Below are 24,203 nucleotides of genomic sequence, written 5' to 3' on the forward strand. Positions count from 1 at the left end.
TTTCCTCAGGAGTTGGTCTTTGCAAGATCAAAGTAAAGCTGCGCCAGGTCGGGCCGGCCAGCCAGGCTGGCGCTGGCCTCGCTCAATGCGACACGGCCCTTGATCAGCACATAGGCCCGGCTGGTGAAAGGCAAGGCAATGTCCAGCTTCTGCTCCACCAGCACCATGGTCAGCCCGCCATCACGCAGCGTGTTGAGCGTGCGGCGGATCTCATCCACCACCTTTGGTGCCAGCCCCAGAAACGGTTCGTCAAGCAACAACACGCGCGGGGACGACATCAGCGCACGGCCTATGGCCACCATCTGCTGTTCGCCACCGGACAGGGTCCCCGTCAGTTGCGTGCGCCGTTCCGCCAGCCGCGGGAAGAGTTTGTAAACGTAGTCAAAACGTTCCTGCACGGTACTGGCGCTGCGCCCGGCCAGGCGAACCGTCCCCAGGCGCAGGTTGTCTTCCACCGACATGGGTGCAAACATGCGCCGGCCTTCCGGCACCTGGGCCAGGCCATGTCCCACGATCTCATGGGTCGGCATTTTCATCAGGTCCGCTCCGTCCATCAGAACCTGGCCGCTGCGCTCGCGCAGGGTGCCGGACAAGGCCGCCAGCAGGGTCGACTTGCCGGCGCCGTTGGGGCCCAGCAGCGCGATTGTTTCCCCGCGCGCAATCTTCATGTTGACGCCCTGCACCACCGGGCCGTGCCCGTAGCCCGCGCAAAGATCGGAAATATCAAGCATCTGCCAGCGCCCCCACGTCACCCAGATAAGCCGCCACGACCGCTTCATCGGCCTGAACCTCTGCGGGTGTGCCCTGTGCAATCTTGCGACCAAAGTTAAGAACCACCACCCGGTTGGCCAAAGCCATCAGGAAGCGCATGTCATGTTCAATCAGAAGCACGGCAATGCCGCGCTGCGAAATCTGCCTGATGATGTCCGACAGGCGATCACACTCGGCGGGCGTCAGTCCGGCAGCCGGCTCGTCAAACAGCATCAGCCGCGGCTCGGATGCCAGGCCGCGTGCAATCTCCAGCAGGCGTCCCTGGCCGAACGACAGGGTGCCGACGTCCGCGTTGCGCCATTCACCCAGCCCGACAAAGTCCACGAGTTCGTCCGCACGTTGCGCCGCATCACGCTCGGCCTTGGCCGCGCCGCGTGTGCCGGCCAGTACCTGCCAGAGCGAACCGGTCAAGCGGGTGTGCATGCCGACCATCACGTTCTCGCGCACGGACATGCTGGCAAAGGGCTTGTTATGCTGGAAGGTACGCATGATGCCGCGCGCCGCCATCGCATGTGTAGGCAGCCCCTGCAGCGGCTTGCCATCAAAGTGCAGGGTTCCGGTGGAACACGGAAGTGCACCGGAAATCATGCTGAAGGTTGTGCTTTTGCCCGCGCCGTTCGGGCCGATGACGCCCAGGATCTCACCCGCGCGTACCTCAAGGTCAACATCCGCCACAGCCTGCAGCCCGCCAAAACGTTTGCCCAGGCCGCTTACGGTTAACAGTGCCGTATTGCTCATGCCTTGCTCCTCACTTTGGCTACCAACCAGTCCCAGATGCCAATCACGCCCTTGGGCTGGAACAGGACCACGGCGACCATGAATATGCCGAATACAAGCGCGTGGTGGTGCCCGATGATGGGCGCCAGCACCAGCGGCATCAGGTACAGCAGCACGGCGCCAACGATGGCCCCGGCATGCCGGCCGCTGCCGCCCACGATCACCATGAACAGAAGCAAAAACGAGTTGGAGAGGCCAAAAATGGGCGGATTGACGGTGTTGTCCACAAACGCATAGACCATGCCTGCAATACCAGCCAGCGCGCTGGTGATGGTGTAGGCAATGATCTTGGTACGCGCCACATTCACGCCCATGGCCTGCGCCGCTTCGGAATCATCGCGCACCGCGCGGCAGGCGCGGCCAAAGTACGAGCGGTCCAGCCGCCAGAGGATGGCCAGCGTGGCCAGCATGAGCATCACGATCACGACCGTGTACCAGGGCCCGCTTACCTGCATGCCAAACACATCGGGCAAACGGTAATTGGCAAGGCCGCCGGCAGACCCGGTGACTGTTCCGCCTTCATCCAGCACCACAATAAAAAGCTGAGCGAAAGCCAGCGTGGCCAGCGCCAGGTAAAAACCTTCCAGCCGGGTTGCGGGAATGGCCACCACCAGCGCCAGCACCACGCAAATCGCGATGGTTGCGAGTATGGCCAGCGGCAGGGGCAAACCGACCTGGAAAATCAGGATAACGATGGCGTACGCGCCAATGCCATAAAAGGTGAAATGCGAGAACGCCACCTGGCCGGCAATACCGAACAGGAAGTTGTAGCTCAGCGCCAGCGTGACCCATAGCAGCACCTTGCGGTACACATCGGTCTGATAGGAGCCGAGCATGAAACCGATCGCCGACAGGATGACGGCGGTGACCACAAAACCAAGAATCTGCTTCATGCCCGTGCCTCCCGCGCGCGCAACAGGCCGGTAGGCCGCAGCAACAGGAAGAGGATCAGCAGTACCAGCGGCACGCCCATGGCCAGCCCCGGAGGAATGGGCAGGTAGCGGACAGTGAGTTGTTCGACAAACGCCAGGATCACGCCGCCCAGCAAGGCGCCTTCGACACGGCCGACGCCGCCAATCACCAGGGCGGTAAAACCCTGGATGGCCAGCGGCAGGCCCATCAGGTAGTGAGCGGACACATTGGGTGCCACCAGTATGCCGGCCAGCCCGGCCACAACGGCACTTGCCGCAAAGGCGAATGCCGTGACACGGCGCAGGTTGATGCCCATCAGCGACGCGGCACGCCGGTCTATGGCAACCGCCTCAAAGGACTTGCCGGCCAGGGTGCGTTCAAAGAAATACCAGACCGCGGCAAACACCGTCAAGGTCACAGCAATGATAAAAAAGCTTTGGTAAGAGCCGGCAACAGGGCCAAGCTCCAGCCGGTCAAATCCAAATGCGGGAGGTACGGGCTGCGGGTCGGGACCGAAGCCGAGCGACACAAGCTCACGGAACACCACCAGCATGCCCAGCAGCGCGAGGATGGGTGCAAGCGGCGGCGCACCGCGTTCGACCAGCGGCCGCACCGTCAGCCGCTCCGTCAGCCAGCCGATCAGGAACATGCCAAGCAGGATGAGGGCGATGCCGACCGGGTAAGGAAGGTTGAACCTGGACAGCAGCAAAAAGCCGCCAAACGCTCCCAGCATGGACCATTCGCCCACAGCGAAATTAATGATGCCGGTAGGCCGCGTAATGAGCAGGTACGACAAAGCCGCCAGCCCATAAATACAACCGCTGGCCAAGGCGCCCACGGTCAACTCCAGAAAATCATTCACCTGATGCCCTCATCATTGATATTTCAGTATTAAATGAGGCCATAGCCTCCTGTATATGCGCACAACCAGCTATCAAATAAATAGCATGCAGAAGCCCGTCACAGTCCGGCGAGGAGTGCTGGACAACACCCCTCGCCTGTCGCCTGTTTACTTTGAGCCGACGTGCAGGACCTTGCCCTGCTTGTCACCTTCATAAACCCGTACCACCATGCCATTGGTGTCAAAGCCGGTGCGCTTGCCGTCGACAAAACCGTAGGCCGCGTCGGTACTGCCCATCACGCCCTTGAAGCTCTTGGTAGCCTGCATCGCAACGCGCACTTTCTCCTTGTCGGTGCTGCCTGCGCGCGTGATGGCATCGGCGACCAGCATGACGCCGTCGTAGCCATAGCCGATCAGGTTGTAGGGCTCGGTGCCGGTGTCTTTTTTATACGCTTCGATAAAACGCTGTGTTGCAGGTTTTGCAGGATCAAATGCATCGACAAAGGTGATGCCATCAATCAGGCCTTTGGCCGCTGTCATGTAAACCGGCACCGACAGGTTGTAGCTGGCAAGAACCGGCGTCTTGATGCCGAGCTGCCTGTAGGATTTCAGGACCAGCAGGTTCGGGCCGGTGGTAATGCCGGTCATGAACAGGGCTTCGGGGTTGGCCGCGCGAACTTTCTGCATCTGCGGATCGGCCGTGGTCGCGCCGCCTGCCACGACTTCTTCAGCGACGATCTGGATGCCGGCTTTCTCCAGGCCTGCCTTGAAGAACTTGTTGGTGAGCTGGCCGAGATCGGAGTTCTCACCGACCAGCGCTACCCGCTTGTAGTTCTTGTTCTTGGCATACGACAGCAAGGTGGCAATCTGGGTGGAGCCCAGGGGTCCGGTTTGCCAGAAGTTGGGGTTGTCGACTTGCGTGGTCAACGTGTCGCCGCTGTTAGACGGCGTCATGTGCGGTGTCTTGCTCTCCTTTGTCACGGACTGCGCCTGCTGCGTCGCCGGTGTCAGGGAAACCGAAATAATGAAAGCAGCTCCGGCATCCACCAGCTTGCGGGCCATGGTGGCCGAGACATCGGGTTTGGCCTGATCGTCTTCCACCAGCAGCTCGATCTGCTTGCCGAGAATGCCGCCCTTGGCATTGAGCTCTTTCACCGCAAAGCTCACGCCCGCGGCAACCGGTTCGGCATAGGCCTTGGCCACGCCGACCTTGTCGGTGATCATGCCGATCTTGATGGTGTTCTGTGCCAGGGCTGGCGTTACCATCATCGCGGTGCCAACTGCGGCGGCGGCAAATGCCGCACGTGTCAATGTGAAGATAGAACGTTTCATTTAAGTTGTCTCCTTATAAATACCAAACACAAAAAGAAGCGGAACCCGGGTATCCATCAATTCACCGAAGGCGCCTCCACACGCTTTATCCAGGCCTGTAACGCCACCATCTGGTCACCGATGAACTTGCGCGTGGTGGCATCCGTCAGCTCACCCTGTTCGTCAAAGCGGTTCTGGCACAGGCCGATAAATATTTCAGGCTTGTTCAGCACCATCGCCTCAAGGCCACCCAGGATTTTTCTCAGTTCGTACTGGTTTCTGGCACCACCAACCGGGCCCTGTGTGGCAGACAACAGGGCAATCGGCTTTTCCCGGAAGGGCTGCGGTGAGGTGCGCGACAGCCAGTCGATGGCATTCTTGAGCACGCCGGTGACGGAAAAGTTGTATTCAGGGCTGGCGATCAGCAGCGCATCGGCACCTGCCACCTGCGCACGCAGGCGCTCCACGGCGGCCAGCGTTGCAGGCGCCTGGTTGTCCTGGTTGTAGAGCGGGATGTCCGAATAGTCGGCGATCTGCAGGCTCATGCCCTCGGGCATGAGCTGGGCCGCAGCCTTCAGTGCGAAATGGTTGTAGGACTTTGCACGCAGGCTGCCGCAGATGCCGAGAATCTTGTATGTTTTCATTGGTCTTTCAACTGGATTGACGTTATTAAATTGAAGAGTTATGCATAGCCTGGGGCCACACGAATGGAAAATTGCCCTATCGATTCGATGCCCGCTTCAATCAGGTCACCGGGCTTGACGGGGCCTACGCCCTCAGGCGTGCCCGACATGATGATGTCGCCGGGCATCAGGGTGTAGAACGACGAGGTGAACTCGATCAGGCGCGCAATGTCATACACCAGGTAGCTGGTGTTGGACTTCTGGCGCGACTCGCCGTTGACGTTGAGCCACAGTCCAAGCGCGTTCGGGTCGGCCACTTCATCGGCCGTCACCAGCCAGGGGCCGACCACGGAATAGGTGTCGATAGATTTCCTGAAGCACTGGAACTCCGGGCCGCGCAAGGTCATGTCCAGCGCCACGGTGTAACCCGCGATGTAGTCCATGGCATCGGCCGCCCTGATCTGGTTGCCCTGCTTGCCGATGACAACACCCAGCTCGACCTCATGGTCGTTGCGGCGTTCCGGGAATCGCAAAACGATGTCGTCACTGCAGCCAATCAGCGAGGTACCGGCCTTGAGGAACATGCCCCAGTCGCCAATGGAAGTGATGGCTCGGCCGTGGCCTATGCCTGCGTCAGCCTTGCTCTCCTCCACATGGGCCTTGTAATTGATGGGCGCGCCAATGATCTTGCCCGGGTTGGCAACCGGCGAATCAAACCTGATGCCGGCAAGCGCGTGGCTTGCGCCTTTTTCAGCCTCGGCTTCAATGGCCTGGCGCAACTGCGGCAAGGCCTCGATCAGCAAGTCTTTCTGCGGCAGCGGATAGCGTTGCGGCGGGATCAGGCCCAGGACCGGTGTGACATCGATCACCTGGTCGCCGCGCACAAGGCCCAGGCGGCCGCCGTTGAATCTGCAAATCCTCATGATGATGTCTCCGCTTTGTCTTCCTGGTCTTCTTCCCGCAGGTAACCCATGCCCGCCACCAGTTCACGGTCGCTCATGAGGAACAGTTTTGCATGACTGCTGCTTGCCGTGTGTGTTGCCCACTGCCAGTGCGGCAACGTGAACACGTCGTTGCGCCGCCAGGCTATGGTGGTGCCGCCAATGATCGAAGTGCCCTCGCCTTCGGCGACCACGCAGATGGCGCTAGCCGTACTGCGGCGCCCGCGTGTGGGCATGGATTTATCCAGGCCCATCAGGTAGCAGTCCAGCGTCGGCAACACCGGGCCGCCGCTGGTCGCATCGATATAACGCAGCAGGCGGCTGCCGTCGCCGCGCGGGACGCTTTGCGCAAGCGCAGACCATGCGCGTTCTGCGCTGTAGCGAAAGCGGCTGGGCTTGAAGCCGCCAGCAGAAACACTTGCGGCATCGCAGGAATCGGGCAGCAGGGTTGCGCCATCGCTGGGGACCGCAGGCGCGCGCGTTGGCAGCGGCTCCACCGCCACCAGCCCGGGTGCGGCCATTTCAAAAAACATGGTGTCGAGGTGGTGCGACAGCGGCAGGTCCAGGCCATCGAACCAGACCATGCGGCCTTCACCTGGGTGGGTATGCTCATGCCAGGTCCACGAGGGCGTGAGCACCAGGTCGCCTTCGCTCATTTGGCACTGCTGGTCGTTGACGGTGGTCACCGCGCCCTGCCCTTGCATCACAAAACGCAGCGCCGCCAGCGTGTGCCGGTGCGCGTGGGCTACTTCGCCGGGCAACAGGGTCTGCAGGCCGCCGGAAATACTGCGCATGGTGGCAACCGAACCGCCTGCATCGGGATTCGTGAACAGCAGCACCCGCCGCTCCGCATCGGCCATGGCGACCTCGGCAACCGCGCGGTCAACCAGGGGCGCCATCGCCGCCCACGGCCACAGGTGCGCGGCGGCAGGGCTTTGCGGATGCCGCGTCGTGATGCGGTGGTACCTGTCCCACAAAGGCTGGGACTGCACCGCATCCAGCACGGTGATGAAGTCGGCGTAGGGCGCCGGTGAAACTGCTTGATCCATTTGTCTCCACGCTGGCTTGCGTACTGCTGGCCATCTTGATTTGTTGCCAGTCTAGTTCGATGTCATATAAATTCCTAGTAAGACTGTTTATCAATAAAATAAACGAAACAAATATCACGAAAACCCTTAGGGGTTTGCATTTACTTCGGAAGCAACCATGGACCTGCTTGATTTCGACATGAACCTGTTGCTGACGTTTGATGCGATTTACCGGCATCAAAACCTGTCTGCGGCGGCGATTGAACTGGGGCTGACCCAGCCGGCCGTCAGCGCCGCGCTCAAGCGCCTGCGCGAGTGTTTTGGCAACCCGCTGTTTGTGCGTACATCGCACGGCATGCGTCCCACACCTTATGCGGACAACATGGCCGTGAAGATCACCCGGGCACTTGATATCGTGCGCGAGGTTGACCAGCCCGCCCATTTTTTGCCGCAGACGACGACCATCAACTTTCGCGTCTACATCAACGACATCGGGATGCAGCTGGTGATGCCGCGGGTCGTGCGTTATTTGAGCGACCACGCCCCGAATGCCAAGCTCACCATTCTTGATTTACGGCCGGATGAAGTGGTTGAAGCGCTGGACAGCGGCGCCATTGACCTCGCGGTGGGGTATTTCCTGGGCATGCCCAACTGGGCGCACCAGCAGACGATACGCAACACGTCTTACGTCTGCGCCGTGCGCGGTGACCACCCGAACATCCAGGGCAGCCTGTCACTGAACCAGTTCCTGAACAACAAACACGCGATGTACTGGACCACGGGCTCGCCGCACAGCGCCGTGGAAGAAGCCCTGAGCCGGCTCGACCTGACGCGTGACGTCATGCTGCGGCTGCCGCGCTTCTCTGCGCTTCCATTTTTTATTGCCCAGTCAGACCTGGTCGTGACCATTCCCGAAGATCTCGGGCTGGCGTTTACCGGCCTGCTGGGAATCAGGATTTTCAAGCCGCCCATGAAGCTGCCGAACTTCGAAATCCGGCAATACTGGCATGAGCGGCATCACGCCGACCCGGCCAACAAGTGGCTGCGTACCGTCGTCAAGACAGAAACCGCCAACATGGCGCACATGCAGGCGCCATACCCCTATTGAGACAAGCCGCAGGGAGGCCAGGCGGCCTCCCCGGGTCGTAACGAACCTAGTGCAGCTTCACGCCTGTCTTGGCCTGCAGCGCTTCCATGGTCACGCCGGGCGCCAGTTCCATCACCTTGAGGCCCTGGGGCGTGACGTCCATCACGGCCAGGTCGGTGATGATGCGGTTCACCACGCCCACGCCCGTGAGCGGCAGCGTGCATTGCGGCAGAATTTTCATGTCCTCGGTGCCGTCCTTCTTTTTCGCAACGTGTTCCATCAGGATGATCACGCGCTTGACGCCGGCCACCAGGTCCATCGCGCCGCCCATGCCCTTGACCATCTTGCCGGGGATCATCCAGTTGGCCAGGTCGCCCTTTTCGCTGACCTGCATGGCGCCCAGGATGGACAGGTTGATCTTGCCGCCGCGGATCATGGCAAAGCTGTCGTGGCTGCCGAAGATGGACGAGCCCTTGATGGTGGTCACCGTCTGCTTGCCGGCGTTGATCAGGTCAGCATCGACCTTGTCTTCGGTCGGGAAAGGGCCAATGCCCAGCATGCCGTTTTCCGATTGCAGCCAGACCTCGATGTCAGGGCTGACGTGGTTGGCCACCAGCGTCGGGATGCCGATGCCGAGGTTGACGTAAAAGCCGTCCTGCAGTTCCTGTGCAGCGCGTGCTGCCATTTGGTCTTGTGTCCAGGCCATGATTTAAGCTCCTGCCTTCTCGGTGATGGTTCGTTTTTCAATGCGTTTTTCGGGCGTCGGGTTGCACACGATGCGGTGCACATAGATACCAGGCAGGTGAACCTGGTCCGGCTCCATCGCGCCGAGTTCCACCACTTCCTCGACTTCCACAATACAAATCTTGCCGGCCATCGCCACTGCAGGGTTGAAGTTGCGCGCCGTGAAGCGGAATTGCAGGTTGCCGGAGGTGTCCGCGCGCCAGGCCTTGACCAGCGACACGTCAGGCAGCAGCGAGCGCTCCATCACATAGGTCTCACCGTCGAACTCGCGCAGTTCCTTGCCTTCTGCAATGATGGTGCCGACGCCGGTCTTGGTGAAGAATGCAGGGATGCCCGCACCGCCGGCCCGCAGCCGCTCGGCCAGCGTGCCCTGCGGGGTGAACTCCAGTGCCAGCTCACCTGCCAGGTACTGGCGCTCGAACTCCTTGTTCTCGCCGACGTAGCTGGCGATCATTTTTTTGATCTGGCGGGTTTCAAGAAGTTTGCCCAGGCCAAATCCATCGACGCCGGCGTTGTTTGAAACCACGCTCAGGTTCTGGACACCGCTGTCGCGCAGCGCGTCAATCAGGGCCTCGGGAATGCCGCACAGGCCGAAGCCGCCCACGGCCATCAACTGGCCGTCTTTCACGACGCCCTTGAGCGCCTCTGCGGCGGAGGGATAAAGTTTCTTCACAAAAAGTCTCCTTTTACATGTCTGTCAGCTTGGCCAATCCATTACGATACTACTTATTTAAATACGTAGTTTTTCGTAAAGGTTAGCCCCATGAAGGTGGATGCGAAAGTCGATTACCAGCAGGCCTTTGACCTGGCGCCGGTAGGCCTGGTGTTGTCCCGCAACCGTGCCATTGTGGACTGCAACCGGCATTTATGCGAGATGTTTGGCGCATCGCGGGAACAACTTATTGGCCAGTCATTCATGGTGCTCTATCCCAGCGCGGCCGAATACGAGCGCATAGGCGCGCGCATGCTGCCCATACTCAATGCCAGGGGCCTGTATTCCGACGACCGCATCATGAAACGCGTAGACGGCCGCAACAAGGGCGAGACCTTCTGGTGCCATGTGACGGGGCGGGCCCTGAACCGCAATGCACCGCACGAGTCGGGTATCTGGACATTTGAAGACCTGAGTTCCCGCCGCCCCGTGACGGCGGAACTCACGGCGCGTGAACGCGAAGTGGCCGCCCACCTGATGGACGGCCTGACTTCCAAGGAAATCGGCCGCGCCCTCATCATCAGCCACCGCACAGTGGAGATTTACCGGGCCCGCCTGATGCGCAAATACAAGGCCTCCACCACCGCCGACCTAGTGCACAAGCTGATGGCGGGCTGAGCTTATACGCTATTAATTTAATAGCTTGTCGCGCTTGCTGCACGGGGGCCGTAGGCCTAGAATCCTTGAAAACCCAGCAAGGATCGTCATGACCACGACTTTGGCCACCACCCCCGACAGCGCCTTTCACCACCTGCCGGTCAGCCTGTTCGGCTCGGTCATGAGCTTGTGCGGCCTGTGCCTGGCCTGGCGCATCGCCGCCGCAGCCTACAGCCTCCCGGCGCTGATCGCAGAAACCATAGGCGGGGTCGCGGTGTTGACCTTTCTTGTGCTGTGCGCGGCTTACGGCGTGAAACTGGTGCGTGCGCCGGCCGCCGTGCATGCCGAATTCATGCACCCCGTGGCGGCCAATTTTTTCGGCACCTTCATCATTTCGCTGTTGCTGTTGCCGGCCGTGCTGCTGCCGTATGCAAGGGCGCTGGCCGGCATCCTGTGGGTGCTGGGCGCGCTGCTGATGGTGCTGTTTGCCTGGTGGATGGTCAAACGCTGGATGAGCGTGCGCCAGAAATTCGCACACGCCACGCCGGCCTGGATCGTGCCCGTGGTCGGCACGCTGGACATCCCGATCGCCGGCAACCTGCTGGGCTGGCCCGGCCTGCATGAAGTGGCTTTGTTCTCACTCGCGGTGGGCCTGTTCTTCACCATCCCGCTGTTCACCCTGATCTTTGCGCGACTGCTGTTTGAAGAACCCATGCCCGCGGCGCAGCGGCCTTCGCTGCTGATTTTGCTGGCGCCGTTTGCCGTGGGCTTTTCGGCCTATGTGGGCACGCTAGGGGAAATGGACATGCTGGCCAGCGGCCTGTTTTACCTGGCGCTGTTCATGCTGGCCGTGCTCTTGCCCAAGCTGCTCGATTTGCCGGGCTGCTGCCCGTTTCGCGTGTCGTGGTGGGCTGCAGGCTTCCCGATGGCCGCCACCTCAATCGCCACGCTGACCTACGCAACGCACCTGGGCGCGGCCTTCGCCCACATCCTGGCGCTGATGCTGCTGGGCTTCACCACCCTGTTGGTGCTGGGCCTGGCCTGGCGCACCCTGCGCGGTATCGCGCAGGGTGAACTGGCCACCATCACGCTTGGCTGAGGACCCCTGCTGGCGGCAAAACCGCTACTCTTTCAAGAGCATATTGCGCGCGCCCCACTTGGGCTGCAGCCTTAAATCACTCTAAGGCCGGCCCCGGGAGGCACACTCTTGAGCAGTTCCTCGCAGCGTTGCGCGATGAACTCGCGCAACAGGCGCAAGGCCGGCGTGAGCTGGCGCCGCCCCGGCAACACCATATAAAGCGGCGAAGGCTCCGTCTGCCAGTCATTGCACAACGCCACCAGCTGGCCCTGGGCCAGGTCACCGGCCACGTCAAAACCCGACTTGTAGGCAATGCCGCGCCCGGCCAGCGCCCAGCGGCGCACCACGTCGCCGTCGTTTGATATATTGCCGCCGCCCACACGCACCGTCACCTCCTTCCCTTCACGCCAGAAGCGCCAGCGGTCGTACACCTCCTCGCCCAGCATGAAACAGAGGCAGTTGTGCTGCGCCAGCGCTTCCGGCGTATCGGGCACACCGTGCTTTTCAAGGTAGGCGGGCGAGGCGCACAGCACGCGGCGGTTGGTCAGGTCCAGCGGCAGGGCCAGCATGTTTGACTCGGGCGGCTCGCCCTGGCGGAAAGCCGCATCAACGAGGTTGCTGTAGACATTGGTGACGCGGTCGGCCACATGCAGGCGGTACTGGATGCCGGGGTGCAGTTGCTGGAACACCTCCAGCCACGGCAGCAGCAGGTTGCGGCCGAAGTCCGACGGGGCGGCCAGTTGCAGCATGCCGCGCACCTGCTGTTGCCCGCTGGCCAGTTCAAGCTGCGCGTCGCGCAGCGCGGCCAGCGCCGGCTTGCAGTGCGACAGGAAAACCTCACCCTCGCGCGTCAGGCGCAGGCTGCGGGTGGAGCGCGCAAACAGCGGCGCATTCAGTTCTGCTTCCAGCCGCTTCAGGGCCGCGCTGGCAGCAGCGGGCGTCAGGTTCAGGCTGCGCGCGGTGGCCGACAGGCTGCCGGTGTCGACCGTGCGGACGAAGATTTCAAGGTCCTGCAACGCTTTCATTTACAAATTTTATTTGTAAATATCTTCAAATACCAGCATGTTTATCTTAATTTTCAAAACCAATACAGTTCAGTCATCCCTTCTGCCACATTCACTCAACCCAAAAAAGGACATCCCATGAAAGCCATTGGATACAAACAGGCCCACGCCCTCAGCACCGCCGGCGACACCGGACTGACAGACATCACCCTGCCCGACCCGACACCAGCCGGCCATGACCTTCTGGTGGAGGTCAAGGCCATTTCAGTCAACCCGGTGGATACAAAAGTGCGTTCCAGCGCCCCACCCGCGCCGGGCCAGGACTACAAGGTACTGGGTTACGACGCCAGCGGCATCGTGCGCGCCGTCGGCCCCAACGTGACGCTATTCAAGGCCGGCGACAAGGTCTGGTATGCGGGTTCCATCACGCGCGCCGGGACCAACAGCGAATTGCATCTGGTTGACGAACGCATCGCCGGCCGCATGCCCACGTCGCTTGGCTTTGCCGAGGCCGCCGCCCTGCCGCTGACGACCATCACCGCCTGGGAAATGCTGTTTGACCGCCTGTCCATCCAGCCGGGCAAGAAGCCGGACGGCAAAAAGCTGCTGGTCATAGGCGCATCAGGCGGCGTCGGCTCCATCATGACGCAATTGGCTGCGCGGCTGACCTCGCTGACCGTCATAGGCACGGCATCGCGGCCCGAAACGCAGGCCTGGGTCAAGGAACTGGGCGCGCACCATGTGATCGACCACAGCAAGCCGGTGGCCGAAGAACTCAAGCGCATCGGTGTCGGGCAGGTCGACTATGTCGTCTGCCTGACGCAGACCGACGCACACCTGGACCAGATCGTTGAAGCGCTGGCGCCGCAAGGCAAATTCGGCCTGATCGACGACCCGAAAAATGTGGACATCACCAAGTTCAAGAAGAAGGCCATTTCGATTCACTGGGAGTCAATGTTCACGCGTTCGATGTTCGGCACGCCCGACATGGCAGCGCAGCACGGCTTGCTGGACGAAGTGGCGCAACTGGTGGACGCGGGATTGATCCGCACCACGCTGACTGAAAAATTCGGCAGCATCAACGCCGCCAACCTGCGCAAGGCCCACGCACTGATCGAGTCGGGCAAGTCGCGCGGCAAGGTCGTGCTGGAAGGCTGGGTGTGAGCGCCGTGCGCCGGCATACGCATTCGCTATAAAAACAATAGCGCCCTGCGCGCATTCGACGGCGGCCAAGGACCTGAAAGGCTTTAAAAACTACCCCGAACGACCCCAAAAGCGTCGTTCAGGCCTTTTTAGGGCCGTCCACCACTTCCGCAGCAGAGCGGTAGGCCTCCACCGCCGAAGGCACACCGCAATAAATGCTGGCGTGCAGCAGCACTTCCTGGATTTCTTCCGGCGTGGCGCCGTTGTTGAGCGCGCCGCGCACATGGCCCTTGAGTTCGTGCTGCTTTCCCAGGGCTGTCAGCATGGCCACGGTGATCAGGCTGCGGGTCTTCAAATCCAGCCCCGGCCGCTGCCACACGTCGCCCCAGGCATTGCGGGTGATGTAGTGCTGCATGGGCAAGGTAAAAGGCGTGGCATTGCCAAAGGCGTTGGCGACGAAGTCCTCGCCCATGACCTGCTTGCGCATGGCGAGGCCATTGTCAAAGTCCTTGCCGGCGTCCTTGTCTGCTGGGTGGGTCATGCTGGTTTCCTGTAGTAGCGAGAGATAAAACCCCAAGGATAGTGGAATCACCCGCATGCAGGCATCCGCACCACGGGGCCACGGCCGGTTTCAGGCAATTCGTATTGCCTATCGGCGCCTTGAGAAACTACTATGGGGTTGCTATTGCACACTCAATAGTTGTTAGACACAATAAATCCACTACTGATAGATTCAATCTATTAAAAGTGCCACGGGTTATCTGGAAAACCTTCCCCCATGAGCCATCACGGTACGGAAGCAGCCAGCTAACGAAAAATCAGCCTGCAGATTTATTCAAAGGAACAGACCCATGACAAAGTTAACCACCGCCGCCGGCGCACCGGTTGTCGACAACCAGAATACGCAAACTGCGGGACCGCGCGGCCCCGTGCTGCTGCAGGATGTCTGGCACCTGGAAAAGCTGGCTCACTTTGCCCGTGAAGTCATTCCCGAGCGCCGCATGCATGCCAAGGGCTCCGCCGCTTATGGCACCTTCACCGTCACGCATGACATCACGAAGTACACCAAGGCCAAGATCTTTTCGCAGGTCGGCAAAAAAACGGATCTGGTGCTGCGCTTTTCCACCGTCGCAGGAGAACGCGGCGCGGCCGATGCCGAACGCGACATCCGCGGTTTTGCCGTCAAGTTCTACACCGAGGAAGGCAACTGGGACATGGTCGGCAACAACACGCCGGTATTCTTCCTGCGCGACCCGCTGAAGTTTCCCGACCTCAACCGCGCCGTCAAACGCGACCCGCGCACCAACCTGCGCAGTGCCGAAAACAACTGGGACTTCTGGACCCTGCTGCCCGAAGCCCTGCACCAGGTCACCATCGTGATGAGCGACCGGGGCCTGCCCAGGTCCTACCGCCACATGCACGGTTTCGGCAGCCACACCTTCAGTTTCCTGAATGCGAAAAATGAACGTTTCTGGGTCAAGTTCCACTTCGTCTCGCAGCAAGGCATTGAAAACCTGAGCGATGCCGATGCAGCGGCACTGGTCGGCAACGACCGCGAAAGCCACCAGGCCGATCTGCTCAACGCCATCGACAACAAGGACTTCCCGCGCTGGAACTTGAAGGTGCAGGTCATGCCCGAAAAAGACGCCGCCACCTACCACCTGAACCCGTTTGATTTGACCAAGGTCTGGCCGCACAAGGACTACCCGCTGATCGACGTCGGCGTGCTGGAGCTGAACCGCAACCCGGAAAACTATTTTGCCGAAGTCGAGCAACTCGCCTTCTCGCCCGCCAACGTGGTGCCCGGCATCAGCTTCTCGCCCGACAAGATGCTGCAGTCACGCCTGTTCTCGTACGGCGATGCGCAGCGTTACCGCCTGGGCGTGAACCACCACCAGATCCCGGTGAATGCGCCCAAGTGCCCATTCCACACCTCCCACCGCGACGGCAGCATGAGGGTGGACAACAACAACGGCTCGGAGGTCGGCTATGAGCCCAACAGCAAAGGCGCGCTGCAGGAGCAACCCGACTTTGCCGAACCACCGCTGTCGATTGAAGGCGCGGCCGCCCACTGGAACCACCGCGTGGACGAAGACTATTACTCGCAGCCCGGCAATCTGTTCCGCCTGATGACGCCGGAAAAGCAGCAACTGTTGTTTGAGAACACGGCACGCGCAGTCGGGGGCGCGTCAAAAGCCATCCAGGAACGTCACATTGCCAACTGCAGCAAAGCCGACCCGGCTTATGGCGCGGGGGTTGCGAAAGCGCTGGCTGCCAGGGCGAAGTAGCGTATTAGCCCTTCACCAGCAGGCCGGGAGCCTGTTCCCGGCCTGCTGTTGAGGCGCAAGGAGTCCAGGCCAGCAGCACCCTTGCCAGAGACCTTCACAACACAGGCAAACTTACTGCAAGGTCTCTTTCACAGCGGCAGGCAGCGGCAAGGGCATGACTTCAATGCCCTCTTCCATCAACTCCACGGCTTCCCGCACGCTGGCCTGGCCACGAATGCTGCGCGCCTCGGCATCGCCGTAATGCATGCGGCGCGCCTCATCGGCGAATCGTTCGCCGACATCCTCGGTATTGGCCACAACATGACGCAAGGCCTTGAGGAAGGCTGCCTGCTCTGCCGGGCTGGCGCTGGTTTGTACACCCGTCGCGGCATCTGCGGTGCTCGCAGCAGCATGGTGCTGGGGAAGCAATGATGGCGCACTTCCCGGCGCCCCGGCCTTTGGGCTGCCCTCGTCTGACCCGCTAGCTGGCGCCTGGTGACCGCCGAGGTTCAGGCGTGGTGCGCTGGGCATTTTTTGAATGCTTTTGTCCGCGCACATCGGGCACTCCACAAGACCGCGTGCAAGCTGGGTCTGGAAATCGCCCTCGGACGCAAACCAGCCTTCAAACGAATGCTGGCGGGCACACTGGAGATTCAGGACTTTCATGAACGGATTATCTTCAAACGCTTACAGCGCAGGGGTTTGCCAGTCCAATGCCCATGCACCCGACTGCACGTTCTGCAGCCACAGCGCACCCGTGAGTGTTTTGGCGTCGGTGATCTGGCCGTTGCCACACCACTCCAGAAGCTCGGCAGGGCTTGCGGTGAACACATCCAGGAATTCGCCGGCGTCCAGCTTGCGTTCACCCAGGCTCAGCTCGCGCGCAAACCAGATGTCTATGAATTCAGTTGAATAGGAAATCACCGGATGCAGCATGCCGGCCCTGGCCCACTGGCGTGCGGTGTAGCCGGTTTCTTCGAGCAACTCGCGCTGCGCGCAGGCAAGAGAGCTTTCACCCGGGTCAAGCTTGCCAGCGGGAAACTCGATCATCACATCCTGCACCGGATAACGGTACTGCCGCTCCAGCACCAGGCGGCCGTCGCCCAGTTGCGCCACGATCATGACTGCGCCGGGGTGGATGATGTATTCACGTGTAGCGTGGCTGCCGTCGGGCAAGCTGACCACATCGCGGCGGGCGTGAAGAAAATTCCCCTTGAGTATGTCTTCGGAACTGAGCTTGTGCTCCGCCAGGTGGGGATAGTCCATCGCGCTTCTTTTCACCTCAGGCATACGCAGCCTTCAGTTCCGGTGCTTGAACAGGTAGCGCCAGGTAAAGCCGGGAAATGCAAAAGTGATGAAGAGCGCGCCGGTAATGGCGTAGAACTCCCAGCCCTGGGGTGCAATCTGCCCGGCGCGCTGCTCAAGGTACAGGCCCACGCCGCCGACCACAAAATACCAGACCACCAGCTCGGCCAGCCGCACGGCCAGGTTCTTGGGCGTCTTGAGCGCCAGCACCGCAAACAGGCGATTGCTGACAAAAGGAAGGTTGGCCGCCAGCAGGCCGAAAAGCACGACCAGCCAGACCGAGACAGTTTGGGTCATGAAACGGTCTAGCTACCCAGGGACTTGACGATGGTGCTGATGGATTGCGCGCACAAGGCCATCAGGCCACCGGGCGCAATGCCGAGGATCAGGATGAGTGCGCCGTTGATGGACAACACGACACGGGCATCCGCAGGTGCGGAAATCGGCTGGTTGTTGTTGGCCTGAGGCGCATCAAAGTACATGACCTTGACAACACGCAGGTAATAAAAAGCACCCACAAGGGACATCAGCACTGCAAACACGGCCAGCACCAGGTAGCTGGTCAGAGCCGAGGAAATCAGCGCCTGCAAAACGGCCAGCTTGGCATAAAAACCAACCAGCGGCGGCAGGCCGGCCAGCGAGAACATGCAAATGGCCATGACACCCGCATACAGCGGGCTGCGCTGGTTGAGGCCTGCCAGGTCTGTAATTTCTTCCGACTCATGGCCGGCCCGGGCCAGCAGCATGATGATGCCGAAAGCAGCCAGCGTGGTCAGCACATAGGTCAGTGCATAAAACATGGCTGCGCTGTAGGCCGAAGCGGTGTTGAGCTGGTTGCCGTTCACCACGCCGGACAGCAGGCCCAGCAGCAGGAAACCCATTTGTGAAATCGTCGAGAACGCCAGCATGCGCTTGAGGTTGGACTGCGCGATGGCGGCCAGGTTACCCACCAGCAGGGAGCCGATGGCCATCAGCGCCAGCATCTGCTGCCAGTCAATGGCCAGGGGCAACATGCCTTCCACCAGCAGGCGGATGCAGATGGCAAAAGCCGCCAGCTGCGGTGCACCGCCAATCAGCAGGGTAACAGCCGTCGGCGCACCCTGGTAGACGTCCGGCAGCCACATATGGAAAGGCACGGCACCCAGTTTGAAGGCCAGGCCGGCAACGATGAAGACCAGGCCGAAGACCAGCACCTGGTGCCTGACCTGGCGGCTCGCGATGGCATTGAAGACTTCGTTGATATCCAGCGAGCCGGTCGCGCCATAAAGCATGGACAGGCCATAGAGCAAAAAGCCCGAAGCCAGCGCGCCCAGCACAAAGTACTTCATGGCGGCCTCTGTGGCCGTGCCGTTGTCGCGGCGCAGCGCCACGAGGGCATAACTGGACAGCGTCAGCAACTCCAGCCCCATGTAGATCACCAGGAAGTTGTGGCCCGAAATCATCACAAACATGCCCAGCAGGGCAAACAGGCTGAGCGTGAAAAACTCTCCGCCGCGCAGCATGTCGCGGTCTGCGGCGTAGGGCCGGCCATAGACCAGGGTAACCATCAGCGCCACGCTGGCAAAACACTTGAGCCAGCCACCCATGGGGTCAACGACAACCATCTTGCCGAAACCGTAGAAAGTTTCGCCGCCCACTGCATAGACAGCCTCCATGACGGCGACCACGGCCAGCGTCAGCAGGGTCAGCACATAGGTCAGGGTACGCTGCGGTGTCTTCACGCCCAGATCAACCAGCGCAATCACGCAAGCCATGACCAGCAGGAAGATTTCGGGGTAAACCGCGATCCAGGAGAGTTTGTCAATCATCGGAATATTTCTGGATAGGTTCTGAATCAGTTCAGTTTCGACGCAGCGACATGCTTGAGCAGGTCAGCCACGGACGTGTCCATCACATCGGTAAACGGCTTGGGGTAGATGCCCATGTACATAACCGCAATGGCCAGCAGCGCAAGCATCAGGAACTCACGGCCGTTGATGTCCTTCAGGCCTTTGACATCATCATTGGTCACGGGGCCGAGATACACGCGCTTGAACATCCACAGCGTGTATGCGGCGCCGAAAATCAGGGCCGTCGCGGCTGCCAGGCCTATCCAGAAGTTGAATTTGACGGCGCCCAGGATGACCATCCATTCGCCCACAAAACCGGCCGTGGCAGGCAATCCACAATTGGCCATGGCAAACAGCAATGCAAAGGCCGCAAACTTGGGCATGGTGTTGACCACGCCGCCGTAACTGGCGATCTCCCGCGAATGCACCCGGTCGTACAGAACACCGATGCAAAGGAACATGGCGCCCGACACAAAGCCGTGGGCAATCATCTGCACAATGCCACCCGAAACGCCGAGGTCATTGAAGATGAAGAAACCCAGCGTCACAAAGCCCATGTGCGCAACGGACGAATAAGCCACCAGCTTTTTCATGTCCTGCTGCACCATGGCAACCAGGCCCACGTAGATCACAGCGATAAGCGACAGGGCAATCATCAGCCATGCCCATTCGCGGGCAGCATCCGGCGCAATCGGCATCGAAAAACGCAGGAAACCATAGGCGCCCAGCTTGAGCATGATGGCCGCCAGAACAGCGGAGCCGCCGGTAGGCGCCTCGACGTGCACGTCAGGCAGCCAGGTATGCACCGGCCACATCGGCACCTTCACAGCGAACGCAGCAAAGAAAGCAAAGAACAGCAGCGTCTGTATGGTGCTGCCCAATGGCAGCTTGTGCCAGGTCAGGATGTCAAAGCTGCCGCCCGACTTGTTGTACAGGAAGATCAGCGCAACCAGCATCAGCAGGGAACCAAGCAGGGTGTACAGGAAGAACTTGAAGGCCGCGTAAATCTTGTTCGGCCCGCCCCAGATACCGATGATGAGGTACATCGGTATCAGCGTGGCTTCGAAAAACACGTAGAACAGCAGGCCGTCCAGCGCACTGAACACGCCGATCATGAGCCCGCTGAGGATCAGGAAAGAGGCCATGTACTGGTTGACACGCGTGGTGATGGACTCCCAACTGGCGATGATGACCACCACGTTGATGAAAGCCGTCAACAGCACGAACCAGAACGAAATGCCATCCACCCCGAGGTGGTAATTGACATTGAAGCGCTCTATCCAGCTGGTCTTTTCCACGAACTGCATGGCAGACGTGCCCAGCTTGAAGCCGTCATACAAAGGCAGCGTCACCAGGAAACTGGCGATAGCGCCTATCAGTGCAATCCAGCGCACACTGCGCGCCTGCTCGTCACGACCGAGCGCCAACAACACGACACCGAAAGCAATAGGCATCCAGATGGCAAGGCTCAACAAACCCATTTTTGTTTTTCCTTTTTATTCTTGTTCGTTTATTTATTGAGCCAGACGAAATACGTCATCAGCACAAATACGCCGATGATCATGCCGAAGGCGTAGTGGTAGATGTAGCCGGACTGCAGGCGGCGCACGATGCCAGAGACCCAGCCCACAAGTTTCCAGGAACCGTTGACCAGCGCGCCGTCGATCAGCTTCTGGTCGCCGCCCTTCCAGAGGGCCATGCCCAGGCCGCGGGCACCGCGGGCCAGCACGTTTTCATTGAACCAGTCGAGGTAGTACTTGTTGTCAAGCAAGGTGTAGATCGGCTGGAAACGGCGCTTGATGCCAGCTGGCAAGGCCGGATTGACCATGTACATGTAGTAGGACAGCGCCACACCAGCCAAAGCCAGCCAGAACGGCGCAGCCGTCAAGCCGTGCAGGGCCATCTGGACAGGTCCGTGGAAAAGCTTTGCAAGTTCTTCCATGGCGGGGTGCCGCTCAAGATTCACAAAGATGGCATCCTTGAAGAACTCGCCAAACAGCATGGGCTGGATCGTCATGAAGCCAATCACCACAGAAGGGATGGCCAGCAGGATCAGCGGGACTGTGACGACCCAGGGTGACTCATGCGGTTCATGGTGACCGGCGTGGCTGCCGTGATCGTCATGGGCGCCGTGGTGGTCATCATGGTGCGCATCGGGGTTCTGGTCGTAACGTTCCTTGCCGTGGAAGACCAGGAAATACAGCCGGAACGAGTAGAAGGCGGTAATGAATACCCCGGCCAGCACCGCGAAGTAGGCGAAACCTGCACCCGCCAGATGGCTTTCATGCACAGCTTCAATGATGCTGTCCTTGGAATAGAAACCTGCGAACAAGGGTGTGCCTATCAGGGCAAGTGAGCCGAGCAGGAAGGTGATCCACGTGATGGGCATGTATTTGCGCACGCCGCCCATCCAGCGGATGTCCTGGTTGTGGTGCATGCCCAGAATCACCGAGCCTGCGCCAAGGAACAGCAGCGCCTTGAAAAAAGCATGCGTCATCAGGTGGAACACCCCAACCGAATAGGCCGAAGCCCCCAGTGCCACCGTCATGTAGCCCAGTTGCGACAGGGTGGAGTAGGCAATAACCCGCTTGATGTCGTTCTGGATGATGCCAAGAAAGCCCATGAACAGCGCCGTGATGCCGCCTATCACCATGATGAAGCTGAGCGCCGTATCGCTGAGTTCGAACAGCGGTGACATGCGCGCCACCATGAAGATGCCGGCCGTCACCATGGTCGCCGCGTGGATCAGCGCAGAAATCGGTGTCGGGCCTTCCATCGAGTCGGGCAGCCAGACATGCAGGGGGAACTGCGCGGACTTGCCCATGGCACCGATAAAGAGGCAAATGCAGACCACCGTGATCAGCATCCAGCCCGTGCCCGGCAAGGTCAGCTTGGCCAGGTCATCGGCCTTGGCAAAGGCCTCCCCATAGTTCAGCGTGCCGGCATAGGCGGCAATCAGGCCGATGCCGAGGATAAAGCCGAAGTCACCCACGCGATTGACCAAAAAGGCCTTCATGTTGGCAAAAATCGCCGTCGGCTTGTTGAAATAAAAGCCGATCAGCAGGTAAGACACCAGGCCCACTGCCTCCCAGCCGAAGAACAGCTGCAGCATGTTGTTGCTCATGACAAGCATCAACATCGAGAAGGTGAACAGCGATATATAGCCAAAGAAACGGTTGTAGCCTTCGTCTTCTTCCATGTAGCCGATGGTGTAGATGTGCACCATGAGCGAGACAAACGTCACCACGCACATCATCATGGCGGTCAGGCTGTCTACCAGGAAGCCGATTTCCATTTTCAGCCCGCCAACCACCATCCAGGTATACAGCGTTTCATTGAATCGGGCGCCATCCAGGACAACACTTTTGAGCGTCATCGCAGAAAGGACGAAGGCCAGCAGCACGCCCAGGATGGTCAGGCTATGCGAGAGGCGGCGGCCTATCAGGTTGCCACCAAAGGCCGTGCCGAAAACACCGGCAATTACAGCGCCAGCCAGCGGCAAAAGTGGGACCGCCAGCAGGGTCGATGCAGAAAGGGTTTGACTCATTATTTAACTGCCCGTAGGGCCGCCCCAAGGGCGGTTAGCGCTGCCTCGGCGGGCAGCGAATACATGAAGAGAGAAGCGTGTGGGTGAACGGCCGCCGCGCCGGGCCGCCCCAAGCAAGGCCGGCCCCCTCGGGGGGCAGCGAAGTACACGAAGTGACGAGCGTGGGGGCTCATGTTCATCCCTGCAGCGTGTTGAGTTCGTCGACGTTGATGCTGGACTTGTTACGGAACAGCAGCACCAGTATGGCCAGCCCGATGGCGGATTCGGCCGCAGCCACGGTCAGGATGAAAAACACAAACACCTGCCCGGCCATGTCATTCAGGTAATACGAGAACGCGACAAAATTCATGTTGACGGCAAGCAGCATGAGCTCGATGGCCATGAGCAGCACGATCAGGTTTTTGCGATTCAGGAAAATGCCTATCACCGACAGCGCAAACAGCATGGCGCCCAGCGAGAGAAAGTGTCCAAGGGTAAGTGTCATGGTTGTTTTTCCTCGGCAAGCGCAGCGGCTGCAGGCGCCGCAACGACAGACTTCATATTGACCAGGCTGACACGGTCCGCTCGCTTGACACGGATCTGCTCGGACGGGTTCTGGTATTTCGAATCCTTGCGCTTGCGCAGGGTCAGCGCAATGGCGGCAATGATGGCCACCAGCAAAATGACGGCTGCGATTTCCAGCGGGTAGATATATTCCGAGTACAGCAGCTTGCCGAGTTCCTTGGTGTTGGACACCTGCTCGCCAATCTGGCCCACCGCAGAAGCTGCCTTGGGCGGCTCACGGAAACCACCCATCAACACGTAAGACATTTCCAGGGCAATGATGGCGCCCACCGTGCCGGCAAGCGGAAAGTGCTTCCAGAAACCCTTGCGCACACCGTCAATATTGATGTCAAGCATCATCACTACAAAAAGGAACAGCACCATCACCGCCCCCACATAGACAAGCACCAGCGTGATGGCCAGGAATTCTGCCTTGAGCAGAATCCAGACGGCGGCAGCCTGGAAAAATGCGAGCACCAGATAGAGCGCTGCATGCACGGGATTGCGCGCGGTAATCACCCGGAACGCTGCAAACAGCAGCACCGCGGCGAATACATAAAAAAGACCTGTTTTAGCGTCCATGTTGTTGTGGATTCTTTCTTGAGCCAGCTACTAGGTGACTTGGTTCAGCGGTACTTGGCATCTACTGCCCGGTTGGCGGCAATTTCGGATTCGTAGCGGTCACCCACGGCCAGCAGCATCTCTTTGGTGAAGTACAGGTCACCGCGTTTTTCGCCGTGATATTCGAAGATGTGGGTCTCAACGATGGAGTCGACCGGGCAGCTTTCCTCGCAGAAGCCGCAGAAAATGCATTTGGTCAGGTCGATGTCGTAGCGCGAGGTGCGACGGCTGCCGTCTTCACGCACATCGGATTCAATCGTGATGGCCATCGCCGGGCACACCGCTTCGCAGAGCTTGCAGGCAATGCAGCGCTCTTCGCCATTGTCGTAGCGGCGCAGGGCATGCAGGCCGCGAAAACGCGGGCTCAACGGGGTTTTCTCTTCGGGAAATTGGACCGTGATCTTGCGGCTGAACATGTACTTGCCGGTCAGGGCCATGCCCTTGAACAGCTCGGTGAGCATGAAGCTCGAAACAAAATCCTTGACGGAGGCTACGGCGCTCATGATGATTTCCTGCACAACT

The 24,203-nt window shown here is 60.0% G+C and carries 26 protein-coding genes; 5 read left to right on the forward strand and 21 right to left on the reverse strand.

All coding sequences use genetic code 11. The features are described from left to right. Positions 1-5 precede the first annotated feature (5 nt). The 8 genes from ACFQND_RS22820 to ACFQND_RS22855 form a co-directional block, all read right to left on the reverse strand. Positions 6-731, reverse strand: a complete 726-nt coding sequence (locus tag ACFQND_RS22820; RefSeq protein WP_371439833.1) for an ABC transporter ATP-binding protein — start codon at positions 729-731, stop codon at positions 6-8. Then, positions 724-1,509 carry an ABC transporter ATP-binding protein gene (locus tag ACFQND_RS22825; RefSeq protein WP_371439834.1) on the reverse strand — a complete coding sequence of 262 codons (786 nt, stop codon included), beginning with the start codon at positions 1,507-1,509 and terminating at the stop codon, positions 724-726. Before ACFQND_RS22825 ends, ACFQND_RS22820 begins: the two co-directional genes overlap by 8 nt. Further along, the gene (locus ACFQND_RS22830; protein ID WP_371439835.1) at positions 1,506-2,441 is read right to left on the reverse strand and encodes a branched-chain amino acid ABC transporter permease; all 936 of its coding nucleotides are present in this window, start codon (positions 2,439-2,441) and stop codon (positions 1,506-1,508) included. The genes ACFQND_RS22825 and ACFQND_RS22830 overlap by 4 nt, the downstream gene beginning before the upstream one ends. Beyond that, positions 2,438-3,322 (reverse strand): branched-chain amino acid ABC transporter permease, encoded by an 885-nt coding sequence (locus tag ACFQND_RS22835; protein ID WP_371439836.1) that lies wholly within the window; start codon positions 3,320-3,322, stop codon positions 2,438-2,440. Before ACFQND_RS22835 ends, ACFQND_RS22830 begins: the two co-directional genes overlap by 4 nt. A 147-nt stretch (positions 3,323-3,469) precedes the next feature. Further along, positions 3,470-4,633: an ABC transporter substrate-binding protein gene (locus tag ACFQND_RS22840; protein WP_371439837.1), complete on the reverse strand. Its 1,164-nt coding sequence runs from the start codon at positions 4,631-4,633 to the stop codon at positions 3,470-3,472. Between the two features lie 56 nt (positions 4,634-4,689). Next, positions 4,690-5,256 carry an NADPH-dependent FMN reductase gene (locus ACFQND_RS22845; RefSeq protein ID WP_371439838.1) on the reverse strand — a complete coding sequence of 189 codons (567 nt, stop codon included), beginning with the start codon at positions 5,254-5,256 and terminating at the stop codon, positions 4,690-4,692. Between the two features lie 38 nt (positions 5,257-5,294). After that, positions 5,295-6,158: a fumarylacetoacetate hydrolase family protein gene (locus tag ACFQND_RS22850; protein ID WP_371439839.1), complete on the reverse strand. Its 864-nt coding sequence runs from the start codon at positions 6,156-6,158 to the stop codon at positions 5,295-5,297. After that, positions 6,155-7,225, reverse strand: coding sequence for a cupin domain-containing protein (locus ACFQND_RS22855; protein WP_371439840.1), 1,071 nt, complete (start codon positions 7,223-7,225; stop codon positions 6,155-6,157). Before ACFQND_RS22855 ends, ACFQND_RS22850 begins: the two co-directional genes overlap by 4 nt. 157 nt (positions 7,226-7,382) lie before the next feature. On the opposite strand from ACFQND_RS22855, the gene ACFQND_RS22860 reads away from it, so the two are divergent. Then, entirely contained in the window at positions 7,383-8,312 is a 930-nt protein-coding gene (locus ACFQND_RS22860) for a LysR family transcriptional regulator (RefSeq protein WP_371439841.1), read from the forward strand. A 46-nt stretch (positions 8,313-8,358) separates the two neighbouring features. Here ACFQND_RS22860 and ACFQND_RS22865 read toward each other — a convergent pair whose 3' ends face one another. Then, the gene (locus ACFQND_RS22865; protein WP_371439842.1) at positions 8,359-8,997 is read right to left on the reverse strand and encodes a CoA transferase subunit B; all 639 of its coding nucleotides are present in this window, start codon (positions 8,995-8,997) and stop codon (positions 8,359-8,361) included. A 3-nt stretch (positions 8,998-9,000) separates the two neighbouring features. Beyond that, entirely contained in the window at positions 9,001-9,708 is a 708-nt protein-coding gene (locus ACFQND_RS22870; RefSeq protein ID WP_371439843.1) for a CoA transferase subunit A, read from the reverse strand. 90 nt (positions 9,709-9,798) lie between these two features. Between ACFQND_RS22870 and ACFQND_RS22875 the strand changes: the two genes are divergently transcribed. Together ACFQND_RS22875 and ACFQND_RS22880 are read left to right on the forward strand one after the other, a co-directional pair. After that, positions 9,799-10,365 (forward strand): LuxR C-terminal-related transcriptional regulator, encoded by a 567-nt coding sequence (locus ACFQND_RS22875; RefSeq protein WP_371439844.1) that lies wholly within the window; start codon positions 9,799-9,801, stop codon positions 10,363-10,365. 88 nt (positions 10,366-10,453) lie between these two features. Next, entirely contained in the window at positions 10,454-11,443 is a 990-nt protein-coding gene (locus tag ACFQND_RS22880; RefSeq protein ID WP_371439845.1) for an SLAC1 anion channel family protein, read from the forward strand. Between the two features lie 71 nt (positions 11,444-11,514). Here the strand turns inward: ACFQND_RS22880 and ACFQND_RS22885 are convergent, their stop codons facing one another. Next, entirely contained in the window at positions 11,515-12,447 is a 933-nt protein-coding gene (locus ACFQND_RS22885) for a LysR family transcriptional regulator (RefSeq protein WP_371439846.1), read from the reverse strand. Between the two features lie 117 nt (positions 12,448-12,564). Between ACFQND_RS22885 and ACFQND_RS22890 the strand changes: the two genes are divergently transcribed. After that, positions 12,565-13,590 carry a zinc-binding alcohol dehydrogenase family protein gene (locus tag ACFQND_RS22890; protein WP_371439847.1) on the forward strand — a complete coding sequence of 342 codons (1,026 nt, stop codon included), beginning with the start codon at positions 12,565-12,567 and terminating at the stop codon, positions 13,588-13,590. Between the two features lie 118 nt (positions 13,591-13,708). Here ACFQND_RS22890 and ACFQND_RS22895 read toward each other — a convergent pair whose 3' ends face one another. Then, the gene (locus tag ACFQND_RS22895; protein WP_371439848.1) at positions 13,709-14,110 is read right to left on the reverse strand and encodes a carboxymuconolactone decarboxylase family protein; all 402 of its coding nucleotides are present in this window, start codon (positions 14,108-14,110) and stop codon (positions 13,709-13,711) included. Between the two features lie 310 nt (positions 14,111-14,420). Between ACFQND_RS22895 and ACFQND_RS22900 the strand changes: the two genes are divergently transcribed. Beyond that, positions 14,421-15,857, forward strand: coding sequence for a catalase (locus ACFQND_RS22900; protein WP_371439849.1), 1,437 nt, complete (start codon positions 14,421-14,423; stop codon positions 15,855-15,857). A gap of 111 nt (positions 15,858-15,968) precedes the next feature. Here ACFQND_RS22900 and ACFQND_RS22905 read toward each other — a convergent pair whose 3' ends face one another. The 9 genes from ACFQND_RS22905 to nuoI form a co-directional block, all read right to left on the reverse strand. Then, complete coding sequence (locus tag ACFQND_RS22905) at positions 15,969-16,502, reverse strand: DUF1178 family protein (protein ID WP_371439850.1); 534 nt, start codon at positions 16,500-16,502, stop codon at positions 15,969-15,971. Between the two features lie 21 nt (positions 16,503-16,523). After that, a complete protein-coding gene (locus ACFQND_RS22910) occupies positions 16,524-17,102 on the reverse strand; it encodes an NUDIX domain-containing protein (RefSeq protein WP_371439851.1) in 579 nt (192 codons plus the stop codon). Positions 17,103-17,135: 33 nt separating this feature from the next. Continuing rightward, positions 17,136-17,438, reverse strand: a complete 303-nt coding sequence (locus ACFQND_RS22915; RefSeq protein WP_371439852.1) for a DUF2818 family protein — start codon at positions 17,436-17,438, stop codon at positions 17,136-17,138. Between the two features lie 8 nt (positions 17,439-17,446). Next, a complete protein-coding gene (gene nuoN, locus ACFQND_RS22920; protein WP_371439853.1) occupies positions 17,447-18,949 on the reverse strand; it encodes an NADH-quinone oxidoreductase subunit NuoN in 1,503 nt (500 codons plus the stop codon). A gap of 26 nt (positions 18,950-18,975) precedes the next feature. Beyond that, a complete protein-coding gene (locus tag ACFQND_RS22925) occupies positions 18,976-20,451 on the reverse strand; it encodes an NADH-quinone oxidoreductase subunit M (RefSeq protein WP_371439854.1) in 1,476 nt (491 codons plus the stop codon). Between the two features lie 29 nt (positions 20,452-20,480). Next, on the reverse strand, positions 20,481-22,517 hold the full coding sequence (gene nuoL / locus ACFQND_RS22930) for an NADH-quinone oxidoreductase subunit L (RefSeq protein WP_371439855.1): 2,037 nt from the start codon (positions 22,515-22,517) through the stop codon (positions 20,481-20,483). 175 nt (positions 22,518-22,692) lie between these two features. Further along, the gene (gene nuoK / locus ACFQND_RS22935; protein ID WP_007864437.1) at positions 22,693-23,001 is read right to left on the reverse strand and encodes an NADH-quinone oxidoreductase subunit NuoK; all 309 of its coding nucleotides are present in this window, start codon (positions 22,999-23,001) and stop codon (positions 22,693-22,695) included. Further along, on the reverse strand, positions 22,998-23,642 hold the full coding sequence (locus ACFQND_RS22940; RefSeq protein ID WP_371439856.1) for an NADH-quinone oxidoreductase subunit J: 645 nt from the start codon (positions 23,640-23,642) through the stop codon (positions 22,998-23,000). Before ACFQND_RS22940 ends, nuoK begins: the two co-directional genes overlap by 4 nt. Before the next feature lie 44 nt (positions 23,643-23,686). Further along, positions 23,687-24,184 carry an NADH-quinone oxidoreductase subunit NuoI gene (nuoI, locus tag ACFQND_RS22945; RefSeq protein ID WP_371439857.1) on the reverse strand — a complete coding sequence of 166 codons (498 nt, stop codon included), beginning with the start codon at positions 24,182-24,184 and terminating at the stop codon, positions 23,687-23,689. Positions 24,185-24,203 lie beyond the last annotated feature (19 nt).

Source organism: Polaromonas aquatica (genome assembly GCF_042659145.1).
In the GTDB taxonomy this organism is placed as follows: Bacteria; Pseudomonadota; Gammaproteobacteria; order Burkholderiales; family Burkholderiaceae_C; genus Polaromonas; species Polaromonas aquatica.

Bases quoted from the DNA above. Each gene is read 5' to 3' on its own strand.
- ACFQND_RS22820 (WP_371439833.1), bottom strand. From the start codon at position 731: ATGCTTGATATTTCCGATCTTTGCGCGGGCTACGGGCACGGCCCGGTG.
- ACFQND_RS22825 (WP_371439834.1), bottom strand. From the start codon at position 1,509: ATGAGCAATACGGCACTGTTAACCGTAAGCGGCCTGGGCAAACGTTTT.
- ACFQND_RS22830 (WP_371439835.1), bottom strand. From the start codon at position 2,441: ATGAAGCAGATTCTTGGTTTTGTGGTCACCGCCGTCATCCTGTCGGCG.
- ACFQND_RS22840 (WP_371439837.1), bottom strand. From the start codon at position 4,633: ATGAAACGTTCTATCTTCACATTGACACGTGCGGCATTTGCCGCCGCC.
- ACFQND_RS22845 (WP_371439838.1), bottom strand. From the start codon at position 5,256: ATGAAAACATACAAGATTCTCGGCATCTGCGGCAGCCTGCGTGCAAAG.
- ACFQND_RS22850 (WP_371439839.1), bottom strand. From the start codon at position 6,158: ATGAGGATTTGCAGATTCAACGGCGGCCGCCTGGGCCTTGTGCGCGGC.
- ACFQND_RS22855 (WP_371439840.1), bottom strand. From the start codon at position 7,225: ATGGATCAAGCAGTTTCACCGGCGCCCTACGCCGACTTCATCACCGTG.
- ACFQND_RS22860 (WP_371439841.1), top strand. From the start codon at position 7,383: ATGGACCTGCTTGATTTCGACATGAACCTGTTGCTGACGTTTGATGCG.
- ACFQND_RS22865 (WP_371439842.1), bottom strand. From the start codon at position 8,997: ATGGCCTGGACACAAGACCAAATGGCAGCACGCGCTGCACAGGAACTG.
- ACFQND_RS22875 (WP_371439844.1), top strand. From the start codon at position 9,799: ATGAAGGTGGATGCGAAAGTCGATTACCAGCAGGCCTTTGACCTGGCG.
- ACFQND_RS22880 (WP_371439845.1), top strand. From the start codon at position 10,454: ATGACCACGACTTTGGCCACCACCCCCGACAGCGCCTTTCACCACCTG.
- ACFQND_RS22885 (WP_371439846.1), bottom strand. From the start codon at position 12,447: ATGAAAGCGTTGCAGGACCTTGAAATCTTCGTCCGCACGGTCGACACC.
- ACFQND_RS22890 (WP_371439847.1), top strand. From the start codon at position 12,565: ATGAAAGCCATTGGATACAAACAGGCCCACGCCCTCAGCACCGCCGGC.
- ACFQND_RS22895 (WP_371439848.1), bottom strand. From the start codon at position 14,110: ATGACCCACCCAGCAGACAAGGACGCCGGCAAGGACTTTGACAATGGC.
- ACFQND_RS22900 (WP_371439849.1), top strand. From the start codon at position 14,421: ATGACAAAGTTAACCACCGCCGCCGGCGCACCGGTTGTCGACAACCAG.
- ACFQND_RS22905 (WP_371439850.1), bottom strand. From the start codon at position 16,502: ATGAAAGTCCTGAATCTCCAGTGTGCCCGCCAGCATTCGTTTGAAGGC.
- ACFQND_RS22910 (WP_371439851.1), bottom strand. From the start codon at position 17,102: ATGGACTATCCCCACCTGGCGGAGCACAAGCTCAGTTCCGAAGACATA.
- ACFQND_RS22915 (WP_371439852.1), bottom strand. From the start codon at position 17,438: ATGACCCAAACTGTCTCGGTCTGGCTGGTCGTGCTTTTCGGCCTGCTG.
- nuoN (WP_371439853.1), bottom strand. From the start codon at position 18,949: ATGATTGACAAACTCTCCTGGATCGCGGTTTACCCCGAAATCTTCCTG.
- ACFQND_RS22925 (WP_371439854.1), bottom strand. From the start codon at position 20,451: ATGGGTTTGTTGAGCCTTGCCATCTGGATGCCTATTGCTTTCGGTGTC.
- nuoL (WP_371439855.1), bottom strand. From the start codon at position 22,517: ATGAGTCAAACCCTTTCTGCATCGACCCTGCTGGCGGTCCCACTTTTG.
- nuoK (WP_007864437.1), bottom strand. From the start codon at position 23,001: ATGACACTTACCCTTGGACACTTTCTCTCGCTGGGCGCCATGCTGTTT.
- ACFQND_RS22940 (WP_371439856.1), bottom strand. From the start codon at position 23,642: ATGGACGCTAAAACAGGTCTTTTTTATGTATTCGCCGCGGTGCTGCTG.
- nuoI (WP_371439857.1), bottom strand. From the start codon at position 24,184: ATGAGCGCCGTAGCCTCCGTCAAGGATTTTGTTTCGAGCTTCATGCTC.